This is a genomic window from Pseudomonas sp. GM74 (assembly GCF_000282455.1).
Taxonomy (GTDB): Bacteria; Pseudomonadota; Gammaproteobacteria; order Pseudomonadales; family Pseudomonadaceae; genus Aquipseudomonas.
In genome coordinates, this window is the sequence record NZ_AKJG01000054.1 from 49,309 (window position 1) to 62,131 (window position 12,823).

Consider the following 12,823-nt stretch of genomic DNA (forward strand, 5'->3'; position numbering starts at 1 on the left):
ATTCATAAGCTGGCACGCTCCGTGTATTGCTCATCGCAGACGTTTCTCTTGCCTCCGTCAGCGGATCAAAGCCGGCGGCAGAAACCATAAAAACGATAAGCCACAACAATAAGAACGCACCGTGCGAGGTTCGACGTTGATGAAGAGAAAACTCCGATCAGGCATGAGCGCCAGCCTGCTGGCCGTAGCCGCTTGTATAGCGCTGCATTCGCCTCATAGCCTGGCAGCCCGCGACGCCCAGACCATCCTCAAGGAAACCTGTCAGGGCTGTCACACCCCCGAAGCCGATAACGCCCTGAGCCGCATCAGCCACCAGCGCAAAACGCCGGAAGGCTGGCTGATGAGCATCGCCCGGATGCAGACCATGCACGGTTTGCAGATCAGCGATGACGACCGTCGCACGCTGGTCAAGTACCTGGCCGACACCCAGGGCCTGGCACCGAGCGAAACCGACGGCGTGCGCTATGCGCTGGAGCGGCGACTCAATACCGTCGAGCACTTCGACGACCAGACCAGCCAGATGTGCGGCCGCTGCCACTCCGGTGCGCGGGTAGCCTTGCAACGGCGTCCGGCCCAGGAGTGGGAACGCCTGGTGAACTTCCACCTCGGCCAATGGCCGTCCCTGGAATACCAGGCGCTGTCCCGGGACCGCGACTGGTTCGATATGGCCCGCAAAGAAATGGTGCCGCTGCTGGCCAAGCGTTATCCGCTGGACAACCCGGCCTGGAAAAAATGGCAGAGCGCGGCGCCCAAAGCCGATGCCCTGGTGGGCGACTGGAGCTTCAGCGGCCACTTGCCGGGCAAGGGGGAGTTGGCCGGTGTCATGACCGTGAGTGCCGATGGCAGCGACACCTTCAAGGTCAGCGTCAAAGGCCGGTACGCCGACGGCAGCCCGTTCAATGGCGACGGCAGTGCGATTCTCTACACCGGCTACGAATGGCGCGGCAACGTGACCATCGACGGCGTGACCATGCGCCAGGTGTTCGCCGCCCAGGGCAATGCGATGCAGGGCCGGATGTTCGAGGCCGAGCACGATGAACGTGGTTTGGACTTCGTCGCAGCCAGGCAGGGCTCCAACCGTTTGCTGGCGGTGCAGCCCGGTTATCTGAAGGCCGGCAGCGAAACCGAGGTGACGTTGATCGGCAGCGGTCTGACCGGCAAACCGAACTTCGGTAAAGGTGTGGAAGTGGTTGAAGTCGTCGAGCAGAGCCCCGAGCGAATCAAGGTCAAGCTCAAGGCTGCCGCCAACGCGCAACCGGGGCTGCGTGCAGTCACCGTCGGTACCCTGAAAGGCCCGAGCCTGTCGGTGTACAGCAAGATCGATGCAGTCAAAGTGGTGCCGGAATTCTCGGTGGCGCGGATCGGCGAGGGCGGTGGTTCGACGCCGAAAGTCCAGGGCCGTTTCGACGCGGAAGCCTGGGGCAAGGGTGCTGACGGCAAGCCGTATCGAATCGGTGTGTTCCCGGCGCAGTGGAAAGTCGAGGCTTTCGACGACCGCGCCAAGGAAGACGAAGACGTCAAGTTCGCCGGCACCATGCAGGCCGACACCGGCGTATTCACCCCGGGCGATGCCGGGCCGAACCCGGCACGCAAGATGTCCACCAACAATGCCGGCAACCTCAAGGTGATTGCCGCCGTCGACGACGCAGGGAAATCCCTGACCGGCGAGGGCCACATGATCGTGACCGTGCAACGCTGGAACAACCCACCCATTCCATGAGTTGGCTGACAGCACAGGCTTCAGACACTTTTCGGAATGATCGCAAGCCCCGCCAAGCGGGGTCTGCACAGGAGGTTTGCCATGGGCGCTATCTTGAATCTGGTCGAACGCAACCTGCACGAAGTGCAGGTCGATGCCGACCGCATGCTGTTTCACATCCCCAGCAGTTCGCTGTTCGCCAGCGATGAACTGACGGGCACCATCATCGATACCTTGCGCGGGCCCGGTTGTTCCTCGGACGACCTGATCCAGCGCCTGGCCGCGCGTTTCAACGGCGAGGAAATCACCGAGACCCTGCGCGAACTGATGGCCCTGGAACTGGTCAGCGATGGTTCGCCGCTGACCCCGGACATCGCTACCAAGCGGGTCGAGCGCACGGCGATCAATACCGTGGTGCTCAACGTCAACACCGGCTGCAACCTGAGTTGCACCTACTGCTACAAGGAAGACCTCGACAAGCCGTCGGCGGGCAAAAAGATGGACGTCGAAACGGCGATCGCCTCGGTGGAAATGCTGCTGCGCGAATCCCCGGACGAAGAGCGTTTCACCGTGGTGTTCTTCGGCGGCGAACCGCTGAGCAACCGCAAGCTGATCGAGTACATGGTCGACTACTGTGAGAAGCGTTTTGCCGAGGCAGGCAAGTTCGTCGAATTCGTCATGACCACCAACGCCACGCTGCTCACCGAAGAAACCGTGGACTACCTCAATGCCCACCGTTTCGGGCTGTCGGTCAGCATCGACGGGCCGAAGACCGTGCACGACCGCAACCGCATCACCGTGGGCGGGCAGGGCACCTATGACGTGGTGCGGCGCAAGGCCGAGATGCTGCTGTCGCGCTACAACAGCCGTCCGGTGGGCGCGCGGGTGACCCTCACCACCGGCGTGACCGACGTTGAAACCATCTGGGATCACCTGTTCAACGAATTGGGTTTTGCCGAAGTCGGCTTCGCCCCGGTGACCTCCGGCGACATCAGCAGCTTCAACCTCACCAGCGATGAACTGGTGCAGGTGTTCGCCAACATGAAGGCCCTCGGTCGTCGTTACCTGGAAGCGGCGCTGGAGCACCGCAACATCGGCTTCTCCAACCTGCATCAGCTCATCACCGACATCCACGAAGGCCACAAGAAAGCCCTGCCATGCGGCGCGGGCCTGAAGATGCTGGCGGTGGATCACAAGGGCGAACTGAACCTGTGCCACCGCTTTACCGGCTCGAGCCTGCCGACCTTCGGCAACGTCCACAGCGGTGTGAAACAGGTGGAATTGAACGACTTCCTGTCCCAGCGCCTGGACCGCACCAACACCGGCTGCGAGGACTGCCAGATCCGCAACCTGTGTTCCGGCGGCTGCTACCACGAGAGCTACGCCCGCTACGGCGACCCGACCCACCCGACCTATCACTACTGCGAACTGATGCGTGACTGGGTCGACTTCGGCATCGAGGTCTACACCCGGATCATGGCCAACAACCCTGCGTTCATCAGCAGTTACATCACTCCGCGCAAGGCTCACTGATATGAAACATCTCAAGGCAATCAATAACAAAGCGTTGAAGCTGGATCAGGCCGCGGATGAAAACCGCATTGAAGAAGTGGTGGCCATGAGCTCCGTGGCGGGCTGTGCCTCGACCACCGACCCGGGCTGGGAAATCGATGCGTTTGGCGGTGTGTCGTCGCTGTGCCAGCCGATGGAGGCCGACCTCTACGGTTGCTCCGACCCCTGCTGGTGGCCGGCCCAGGTGCCCGACATGATGAGCACCTACCCGGACTGGAACAAGGATGCCCAGGCGTCCAACGACAACTGGCGCAACCTCGGCACTGTCTTCCCCAAAGACAAGTGATCACAGAAGAAGGATTCCAGCATGCGTAACATCAAAGCCTGCGGCCTGGCCGCGTTCGCCGTCCTGAGCAGCTGTTCTGTCAGTGTTCTGGCCGATGAAAACACCGCGCTGCAAGTCGGTCACGAATACATGGTGACCACCAACTACCCGAACAACCTGCACGTGATCGACCTGGCCAGCGACACGCTGTTCAAGACCTGCAAGATGCCCGACGCCTTTGGCCCCGGCACCGTGCAATTGTCGCCGGACCGCAAGACCGCCTACGTGCTGAATAACCACTACGCGGATGTCTACGGCGTCGAGCTGGACAACTGCAAGCAGGTGTTCCACGCCAGCATCACCCAGAAACCGGGGGAGAAAGCGCGCTCGATGTTCGCCTTCACCCTCAGCCACGACGGCAAGGAGCTGTACACCGTCGCCAACCCGACGCTGATGATGAACGATCGCTACGAAGTGCAGCAGCCCCGGCTCGACGTGTACAAGACCGACGCCGTCATGGACGCCAAGCCTGTGCGCAGTTTTCCGGCGCCGCGCCAGTTGACCATCATGCAGAGCGGTGACGACGGCACGCTGTACGTGGCCGGGGCGGACGTCTACAAGGTCAATGTGCAAACCGGCAAGTTCGACGTGCTGATCCCCAGTCGTCATTGGAAACGCCCGAACTACAGCGCGCCGGACGTGCTCTACGTGTGGAACCAGCAGACGTATCGACATGACTTCTCGCTGCTCTACACCGCGGCGAAATTCAAGGACAAGAAACAGGCCCCGGCCACCGCCGAATACCTGTACGGCCTGTTCAGTGTCGACCTGAAGACCGGCAAGACCGAAACCACCGACTTCGGCCCCCTGACCGAAATCTACTTCAGCGGCATGCGCTCGCCCAAGGACCCGAACCTGATGTTTGGCGTGCTCAACCGCCTGGCCAAGTACGACATCAAACAGAAGAAAATGCTCCAGTCCGCCACGCTCGATCACTCGTACTATTGCATTTCATTCAACAAGGACGGCAGCAAGATCTACCTGGCGGGGACGTTCAACGACGTGGCGATCTTCGATGCCGACAGCCTCAAACAGACGGGCAGCATCAAGTTGCCGGGCGGGGATATGGCGATTACCACGGCGCAGATTTTCGTCCGGTAAATTGTGGCGCTTGAACTGACGCCTTCGCGGGCAAGCCCGCTCCCACAGTGGATTTGTGGTGTGGTCACTCTTGTGTGAACACCGCTGACCCCTGTGGGAGCGGGCTTGCCCGCGAAGAGGCCCTCAAAAACACTGAAAATCTTAAACCCCCGGCACCGGACAACTCATATCTCCCTCCTGGCACTTCAGGTAGTTCTTGAACGTCTGAACCCGTGCCTTGGTCAGCTCCGTGGTGCAGTTGCTGTAGATCAGCGGATACACACTCCCGCCTTCCACCCCGGACGCCGAGAACCTGCACTCGGCATCGCGGAACGCCACCCACGCCCGCTGCGCACCCACCAATTGCTTCTTGCTGTCCGGGTTGCTCTTGAGTCGCGAAGTGATCTGCTGGTAAAGCGCATTCAATTCCTTGTCGGCGGCCGCATTCTGCTGCGTCGCGCACTGGTTCATCGTCGCCTGGTCGCTGGCGTTGTCACAATCCACGGCGAACGCCATGGAGGTGAACAGCAGGGGCGTCAGCGCCAATAGAAAGCGTGGATTCATGCTGGAGTGCTCGTTGTGACCGAATGAGAGGTGCAGTGTAGCGCCGGGGGGCACAGGCAACGGCCGCGCAGTTTTTTCATGTCGCTATCCTTTTCGATGCTGTTTCGAGGGTGAACGTTAGCAGCTTCGACCCTCTGATTTTGCGATAGCCCCAGAACTTATCCGCGCAAATACAACCGAATATCTCAGGCATGTTTGATTGCGCATCCCGATTGGTACTACTTTAGGGTTGGTCTTGTGGTCTAACTGACCTACTGTTCAAGTACAGGAGGTGACTTATGAACCCAGCATCTGATCGCATTGAAAGGAAAATCCTGCTCAAGGCCAAGCGTTCGCAGGTCTGGCGCGTGCTGGCCAATGCCGAAATGTTCGGACAGTGGTTTGGCGTGGCGCTGGAGGGCAAGCGTTTTGTGGCAGGCGAGTGGACCCAGGGGCAGATTACCTATCCCGGTTATGAGCATTTGCGCTGGAATGTACTGGTAGAGCGGGTCGAGCCAGAGCGGCTGTTTTCGTTTCGCTGGCACCCTTATGCCGTGAACCCTGAAGTCGACTACTCCCAGGAACCCACGACACTGGTGAAATTCGAGCTCGAAGACATGGACAACGGCACGTTGCTCAAGGTCTCCGAGTCCGGTTTCGACCACGTTCCCCAGGCCCGTCGCGAAAAGGCCTTTCGCATGGACAGCCGTGGCTGGGAAGAGCAAATGAACAATATCGAGCAGTTTTTGATCGAAGGTGCCAAGTTCCACGAGCAACAGAGTGGCTGAAGCCGGCTCGAAGCCTGAGGCGTCTAAGGGTTTTCGGAAGGAGGCTTATGGCGAATGTCTTACACGCGCTGGTAGCAATATCGCCTGTTACAAATTGGATCCGATGCGTAATCTGGCCTCACCCACTGAAGCACAGGATGTGCTCAGGATCATGGATGATCGACCATATGCAAGGAACGCTACGACAAGGAGTCGTCATGGTCTTGGAAAAACCCGCTTCGGCGGGTTTTTTTGCGCGCATGAAAAGTCGTGGCGGCAGGAACCGGGTTCCCGCCGCCATTTTTTTCACTGTCGGTCGAGTTTCGCCGCCGCGCGCTCGGTGATCTGCGCCCGCAGCTTCAACGAGCCGGCAGCCCGCTGGCGAGCTTCCTCCAGCACACTGGTCGGGGCCGTCTCCGGGCTGCCTGCGGTAAACGGCGGGGCCGGGGCGTATTCCAGTTGCAACTGCACCAACTCGGCGGTGGCCTGGTCGAACAGTTCGGCGGCCAGGGTCAGGGCGAAGTCGATACCGGCGGTGATGCCACCACCGGTCAACAGATTGCCATCACGAACCACCCGGTCTTGCACCGGGATAGCGCCCAGGGGCTTGAGCAGTTCGTGATACGCCCAGTGGGTGGTGGCGCGTTTACCCTTGAGCAATCCCGCCGCGCCCAGCACCAGCGAGCCGGTGCACACCGAAGTGATGTAGCGGGCGTTGGCGGCCTGGGCCTTGAGAAAGTCCAGGGTCTGGTCATCTTCCATCAAGGGTCCGACGCCACTGCCACCGGGCACACAGATCACGTCCAGTGCCGGGCAATCGTCGAAGGTGGTGGTCGGTTTCAACAGCAGGCCGGTGCTGGCGGTGACCGGCATCAGGTCTTTCCAGATCAGATGCACTTTCACGTCCGGCAGCGAGGCCAGTACGTCGTAAGGGCCGGTCAGGTCCAGTTGCTGAACCTGTGGAAACAACAGAAAACCGATCTGCAACGTCATGGTGTTTTTTCTCGTGAAGTGGGTGGACGGTTTGACTTTAGGCTCGTAGGCTTTGGCGCATACGCCAATATCCCCACGAATTACGCCAAATGTCGAAAACCATCCATGTGCTCGCTTTCGCCAACGTGCAATTGCTCGACGTCACGGGGCCGTTGCAGGTCTTCGCTTCGGCCAACGACATTGCCCGCCAGCAAGGCCTGCCGCCACCCTATGCGCCGACGGTGATTGCCAGCGGCGGCGGGGCGGTGATGTCGTCGGCGGGCTTGGCGCTGTTGGCCGAACCGTTACCGGAGGAGGGCACCGACACCCTGATCATCGCCGGTGGCTGGGGTGTCTACGCAGCGGCGCAAGATGCGCCGTTGGTCGCCTGGGTACGCGAACATGCCCATGGTTGCCGGCGGGTTTCCTCGGTGTGTACCGGTGCGTTTCTGCTGGCGGCCAGCGGCTGGCTCGACGGCCGGCGCGTGGTCACCCACTGGACCCGTTGCGAGCAATTGGCGCAACAGCACCCGCGCTTGCAGGTCGAACCCAACCCGATCTTCATCAACGACGGCCCGGTCTGGACCTCGGCCGGGGTGACCGCCGGCATCGACCTGGCGTTGGCCATGGTCGAACAAGACCTGGGGCGCAGCATGGCCCTCGAAGTTGCCCGGCAACTGGTGGTGTTTCTCAAGCGTCCGGGCGGTCAATCGCAATTCAGCGTGACCCTGTCCCTGCAACATGAAGGCAACCGTTTCGACGAACTTCACGCCTGGATCAGCGAAAATCTGACCAAGGACCTTGGCATCCCGACCCTGGCCTTACAGGCCGGCATGAGCGAACGCAGCTTCGTGCGCCACTACCGTGCCGACACCGGCCAGACCCCGGCCCGGGCCATCGAACTGATCCGCGTCGAAACCGCACGGCGTTTGCTCAGCGATACCGGTGTGCCGATCAAACGGGTGGCGGTGCAATGCGGCTTCGGCAGCGAAGAAACCCTGCGCCGCAGCTTCCTGCGGGCCATGGGGGTGACACCGCAGGCTTATCGGGAGCGGTTTTCGGTCAGTGCTGGCGCAGATTCCGCCATGACTTGAGCCCATTACTATCAGGCTTCCGTTTCTGCTACCTGATTGAAATACTTCGCCCGATCCGGTGTAAACGTCACCACCATGGCTGTCCGTGCACACGTCAGCGCTCGTTCTTGCGTCAGGTCCACGTCCAGGTCTTCCCCGCGCAAGCCTTGCCACTGGGCGAGGTATTTGAGGGAGCCATATTTTTCGAGCTTCTTCAGGCTGCGGCTGACGCCACCTTTCCAGCCCAGTACCGGCAACTCGCCGGCGAGGCACTGTCGGGCGAGGTCGGGGAAACGAGCCGCGCGCTGGCGGCCGACTTCCCAGCATTTGATCAGGCCCTTGTCGTCGGCCTCCCAGAGTTCTTCGCGGTTCAAACCGGTTCGGAGCGGGGAATCGATGCTGCGTTGGATGCGTTGGGTCATTCTGGTTCCTTGAATTCGGGTGGTTCTGGACAGCTCCGCTGTACCCGTAGAGCAAGGATGTTAGGTGGGGATGTAACGGCTGGCAACAGGGCATTTGCGGGGGGGCAAGCTGTTTTGTTTAAGAAACGTAGGACTCGGATTGCACAAGACCTGTGGCGTTAAGGCTGCCAAACAACCTTCTCCCCACTCAACCTCCGATCCAGAAAGCACGCCGCACTGATCAGCGCCAGATGCGTCAATGCCTGCGGCGTGTTGCCCATATGCCGCCCATGGCTGTCGAATTCTTCGGCATACAACCCCAGCGGGTTGGCGTACCTGAGCAGTTGTTCGAACTCCAGGTGGGCCTTGTCGAGCTGGCCGGCGCGGGCCAGGCATTCGACGTACCAGAAGGAGCACGCGGCGAAGGCGCCTTCGCTGCCGGGCAGGCCGTCGATCCGGCTGTCGTCGTTGCGGTAGCGGTAGATCATGCCGTCGCGCACCAGGCTTTTTTCGATGGCTTGCAGGGTCGCCAGCCAGCGCGGGTCGCGGGCGCTGACGAAACGCACCAGCGGCATCAGCAGCATCGAACCGTCCAGGCCGGTGCCGCCGATGTGCTGGACGAAATGCCCGCGCTCCTCATTCCAGAAGTTCTCCCAGATGTCGGCATGGATCGCCTGGCGGGTCTGGTCCCAGCGGGCGAACGGGGCGGGCAGCGAGCGTTTTGAAGCGAGGCGGATGGCGCGGTCCAGGGCGACCCAGCACATCAGCCGTGAATGCAGGAAATGATATTGCTCGCCGCGCATTTCCCAGATGCCGACATCCTTTTGTTCCCAGGTTCGGCAAACCTGATCGATGACTTCCACCGTGTGTTTCCAGCCCTCATGGGAGATGGCTTCGCCGTACTTGTTGACCAGGTAAATCGCGTCCATCAGCTCGCCAAAGATGTCGAGCTGGACCTGTTCGTAAGCCTGATTGCCGATGCGCACCGGTTGTGCGCCACCATGACCGGACAGGTGCGTCAGCTCGATCTCCGGCAGCTCCTGGCGACCGTCGATGGCATACAGGATGTTGAGTTTCATCGGCTTGCCCCGGCAGTCGCTGACCCGCCCGCGCAACCAGCGCATGTAGGCGTTGGCCTCTTCGACGAAGCCCAGGCGCATGAACGCATAGACGGTGAACGAGGCGTCGCGGATCCAGCTGAAGCGATAATCCCAGTTGCGTGCGCCCCCCGGGCTTTCCGGCAGGCCGAAGGTGGCGGCGGCGAGAATGGCGCCGTGTTTGCGCGAGGTCAGCAGCTTCATCGCCAGGGCCGAGCGGTTGACCATTTCGCGCCAGCGGCCACGGTAGTTGGACTGGCCGATCCAGTCGCGCCAGAACTTCAGGGTGCGTGTCAGGCACAGATCAGCGGCACCTTCCTTGAAGCGTGGGTCGCCAGGCGCACCGAGCAGGAACTGGGCGGTCTGGTCTTGCTCAAGGGGGAACTGCGCGATCGCCCCATTGGCATCAATGTGCATGGCTTGATCGGCGCGCAGTCGCAGGGACGGCTGGTCGGCAGCCTCGAAAATCACGTCATCCTTATCCATGCACGCGCGGGTGCTGGCGCGGGCGTAGTCATGGCGCACGGCGCAGCGCATGTGGAAGGTAGCGCGGCCGCTGACCACACGGATCCGCCGCATCAGCAGCGGCCGGTCGTCTTCGGTGTCGCCGACGGGCAGCAGGTCGGTGACCTCGACCACCGCCTGGTCACTGAGCCAGCGGGTTTGCAGCACGTTGGTGTCGGGGAGGTAAATCTGTTCGCGGCGGGCGTCGGGCAAGTCCGGTGACAACTGGAAGATCCCCGCCTCTGGGGTGTCCAGCAGCGAGCAGAAGATCGACGGACTGTCGAACTCCGGCCAGCAGAAAAAATCCACGCTGCCCTTGTCGTTGACCAGCGCCGCGCTGCGCATGTCGCCGATGATGCCGTGGGCGTCGATGGGGCTTTGGCGTTCGGGGTGATCAGCCATTGTCGCGGAACTCCGGGAGTTTGGGGCCTATTCAGCTGACTGGTCTGGGTGGTCGAGAGTTCATTTGGCGGGGTGGTTGTGGTGGTTTTACTGGCCTCTTCGCGAGCAAGCCCGCTCCCACATTTGAGCGGTGTACGCCGGCCAATGTGGGAGCGGGCTTGCCCGCGAAAGGGCCTTCACATTCAACCAACAATTCCACGCTTCCCCCGCAATCGGCCGTTATGGCAACGTGCAGTCCCCTGATGAGACCTGACCCATGGCAAACCCCTATCGCGAGTTGTTCAAAGCCCCTGGCAGCGGCGCATTCGTGCTGGCCGGCATGCTCGCGCGCATGCCGATCTCCATGACCGGCATCGGCCTGATCACCATGCTCTCGCAGTTGCAGGGGGGCTACGCAATGGCCGGCGCGGTGGCGGCGACGTTCGCCCTGGCCACGGCCTTTTGCGCGCCGCAGGTCTCGCGGCTGGTGGATCGGTATGGCCAGGGGCGGATTCTGCCGGTGGCGGCGCTGCTCGGCGGTGGGGCGCTGTTGCTGTTGTTGCTGTGCACGCGGTTGCAGGCGCCGCACTGGACGCTGTTTGTCTTCGCCGCGCTGGCCGGCTGCATGCCGAGCATGTCGGCGATGGTGCGGGCCCGCTGGACCGAGGTGTATCGCGGTCGCCCCGAGCTGCAGACGGCCTACGCCCTGGAATCGGTACTGGATGAAGTCTGCTTCATCGTCGGGCCGCCGCTTTCCGTTGGCCTGTGTGTGGTCGCGTTTCCCGAGGCCGGGCCATTGGCGGCCTTGCTGGCGCTGGCCATCGGCGTCACCGCGTTCGTGTTGCAGCGCAGCACGGAGCCTGCGGTACATCCCCACGAAGACCACCATCAAGGCTCGATCATTCGCTCGCGTGACATTCAATTGCTGATGCTGTTGATGGTCGCCATGGGCACCATCGTCGGCGTGGTGGACGTGGTCAGCGTGGCCTTCGCCCAGCAGCAGGGGCAACCGGCGGCGGCGAGCATCGTGCTGTCGGTGTACGCCATCGGCTCGTGCCTGGCCGGGCTGGCCTTCGGCGCACTGCGTTCGAAAGTACCGCTGGCGCGCCTGTTCCTGTACGGCGGTGTGGCGACGGCGGTGACCACCTTGCCGTTGTTGCTGGCGGCGAACATTCTCGGCTTGTCGCTGGCGGTGTTTGTCGCGGGGCTGTTTTTTGCACCGACGCTGATCGTCGCCATGGCCCTGGTGGAGCAGATCGTGCCGCCGGCCAAACTCACCGAAGGCCTGACCTGGCTGGTCACCGGGCTGAGCATCGGCGTAGCGATTGGCGCCGCTGGCTCCGGCTGGCTGGTGGACGCCTTCGGCGCGCGCAGCGGGTTCTGGCTCGCGATTGCGGCGGGGGCGGTGGTGCTCGGCTCGGCAATTCCAGGCTATCGCCATCTGAAATGAAGATCGACCTGTGGGAGCAAGCCCGCTCCCACATTTGGATCTGCGACTAATTCCGGCTACACCTCGTCCGTTCTCCAGGCAGACATCTTTCGAGGAAAGCCCGGTGACTCAGCTGACTTTGCTGTGCCTGCCCTATTCGGGCGCGAGTGCCATGGTCTATAGCCGTTGGCGGCGCAAGCTGCCGCAGTGGCTCACGCTGCAACCGGTGGAACTGCCGGGGCGCGGCGCGCGGTACGGCGAGCCCTTGCACACCGACATGCGGCGCCTGGCGCTGCAATTGGCCCAGGAACAAAAAGCCACGCTGAAGGCGCCGTACGCGTTGTTCGGGCACAGCATGGGCGCGTTGCTGGCCTGCGAGATGGCCCATGCGTTTCGCTCCCTGGGTTGCCCGGAACCGGTAGCGCTGTTTGCCTCGGGCACCGCCGCGCCGACCCTGCGCGCCGACTACGACCGGGGCTTTGCCCAGCCCAAGACCGACGCCGAACTGATCGAGCAACTTCGCACCCTCAACGGTACCAGCGAAGAGGTCCTGGCCAACGAAGAATTGATGAGCCTGACCCTGCCGGTGCTGCGCGCGGACTTCCTGCTGTGCGGGCGTTTCGAACCGGTGCAGCGCCCGTTGCTCAAGTGCCCGGTGCACGTGCTCGGCGGCAAGACCGACCGCGCCACCGCCGAACAGTTGATCGGCTGGAGCCAGGAAACCCGTGGCAGTTTTTCGGTGGACATGCTGGCGGGCGGGCACTTCTTCATCCATGAGCAGGAGGCCAAGGTGCTGCGGGTGATCAAGGATCAGCTTGAGGGGCATCATCGACGGCATTCCATGGCTGCCGTGGGTTAACACCCGTCTCAAACTTCACTGGATCCCTGTGGGAGCGGGCTTGCCCGCGAAGGCGGAGTGTCAAGCGATAAGTATGTTGCTGACACTCCCTCTTCGCGGGCAAGCCCGCTCCCACAGGGGT

The 12,823-nt window shown here is 62.0% G+C and carries 12 protein-coding genes; 8 read left to right on the forward strand and 4 right to left on the reverse strand.

Going from position 1 to position 12,823, the window contains the following annotated elements; genetic code table 11:
• The first annotated feature begins 139 nt into the window (after positions 1 to 139).
• From peaA to peaD, 4 genes are all read left to right on the forward strand, one after another.
• Positions 140 to 1,720, forward strand: coding sequence for a quinohemoprotein amine dehydrogenase subunit alpha (gene peaA, locus PMI34_RS15135; protein ID WP_008049739.1), 1,581 nt, complete (start codon positions 140 to 142; stop codon positions 1,718 to 1,720).
• Between the two features lie 81 nt (positions 1,721 to 1,801).
• Positions 1,802 to 3,232 carry a quinohemoprotein amine dehydrogenase maturation protein gene (peaB, locus tag PMI34_RS15130; RefSeq protein WP_008049740.1) on the forward strand — a complete coding sequence of 477 codons (1,431 nt, stop codon included), beginning with the start codon at positions 1,802 to 1,804 and terminating at the stop codon, positions 3,230 to 3,232.
• Between the two features lies 1 nt (position 3,233).
• Entirely contained in the window at positions 3,234 to 3,557 is a 324-nt protein-coding gene (gene qhpC, locus PMI34_RS15125; RefSeq protein ID WP_008016081.1) for a quinohemoprotein amine dehydrogenase subunit gamma, read from the forward strand.
• Between the two features lie 21 nt (positions 3,558 to 3,578).
• Positions 3,579 to 4,697, forward strand: coding sequence for a quinohemoprotein amine dehydrogenase subunit beta (peaD, locus tag PMI34_RS15120; RefSeq protein WP_008049743.1), 1,119 nt, complete (start codon positions 3,579 to 3,581; stop codon positions 4,695 to 4,697).
• Positions 4,698 to 4,838: 141 nt separating this feature from the next.
• Here the strand turns inward: peaD and PMI34_RS15115 are convergent, their stop codons facing one another.
• Positions 4,839 to 5,240 carry a lysozyme inhibitor LprI family protein gene (locus PMI34_RS15115; RefSeq protein ID WP_008049744.1) on the reverse strand — a complete coding sequence of 134 codons (402 nt, stop codon included), beginning with the start codon at positions 5,238 to 5,240 and terminating at the stop codon, positions 4,839 to 4,841.
• 278 nt (positions 5,241 to 5,518) lie between these two features.
• Between PMI34_RS15115 and PMI34_RS15110 the strand changes: the two genes are divergently transcribed.
• Positions 5,519 to 6,007: an SRPBCC family protein gene (locus tag PMI34_RS15110; protein ID WP_008049745.1), complete on the forward strand. Its 489-nt coding sequence runs from the start codon at positions 5,519 to 5,521 to the stop codon at positions 6,005 to 6,007.
• Between the two features lie 285 nt (positions 6,008 to 6,292).
• Here the strand turns inward: PMI34_RS15110 and inhA are convergent, their stop codons facing one another.
• A complete protein-coding gene (inhA, locus tag PMI34_RS15105; protein WP_008049746.1) occupies positions 6,293 to 6,979 on the reverse strand; it encodes an isonitrile hydratase in 687 nt (228 codons plus the stop codon).
• 89 nt (positions 6,980 to 7,068) lie between these two features.
• Between inhA and PMI34_RS15100 the strand changes: the two genes are divergently transcribed.
• Positions 7,069 to 8,052: a GlxA family transcriptional regulator gene (locus PMI34_RS15100; protein ID WP_008049747.1), complete on the forward strand. Its 984-nt coding sequence runs from the start codon at positions 7,069 to 7,071 to the stop codon at positions 8,050 to 8,052.
• Between the two features lie 11 nt (positions 8,053 to 8,063).
• Here the strand turns inward: PMI34_RS15100 and PMI34_RS15095 are convergent, their stop codons facing one another.
• Both PMI34_RS15095 and PMI34_RS15090 read right to left on the reverse strand, forming a co-directional pair.
• The gene (locus PMI34_RS15095) at positions 8,064 to 8,453 is read right to left on the reverse strand and encodes a hypothetical protein (RefSeq protein ID WP_008049749.1); all 390 of its coding nucleotides are present in this window, start codon (positions 8,451 to 8,453) and stop codon (positions 8,064 to 8,066) included.
• 158 nt (positions 8,454 to 8,611) lie between these two features.
• Positions 8,612 to 10,435 (reverse strand): glycoside hydrolase family 15 protein, encoded by a 1,824-nt coding sequence (locus tag PMI34_RS15090; protein WP_008049751.1) that lies wholly within the window; start codon positions 10,433 to 10,435, stop codon positions 8,612 to 8,614.
• 256 nt (positions 10,436 to 10,691) lie between these two features.
• On the opposite strand from PMI34_RS15090, the gene PMI34_RS15085 reads away from it, so the two are divergent.
• Together PMI34_RS15085 and PMI34_RS15080 are read left to right on the forward strand one after the other, a co-directional pair.
• Positions 10,692 to 11,864 (forward strand): MFS transporter, encoded by a 1,173-nt coding sequence (locus PMI34_RS15085; RefSeq protein ID WP_008049753.1) that lies wholly within the window; start codon positions 10,692 to 10,694, stop codon positions 11,862 to 11,864.
• A gap of 103 nt (positions 11,865 to 11,967) precedes the next feature.
• Positions 11,968 to 12,702, forward strand: coding sequence for a thioesterase II family protein (locus PMI34_RS15080; protein WP_008049754.1), 735 nt, complete (start codon positions 11,968 to 11,970; stop codon positions 12,700 to 12,702).
• Positions 12,703 to 12,823 lie beyond the last annotated feature (121 nt).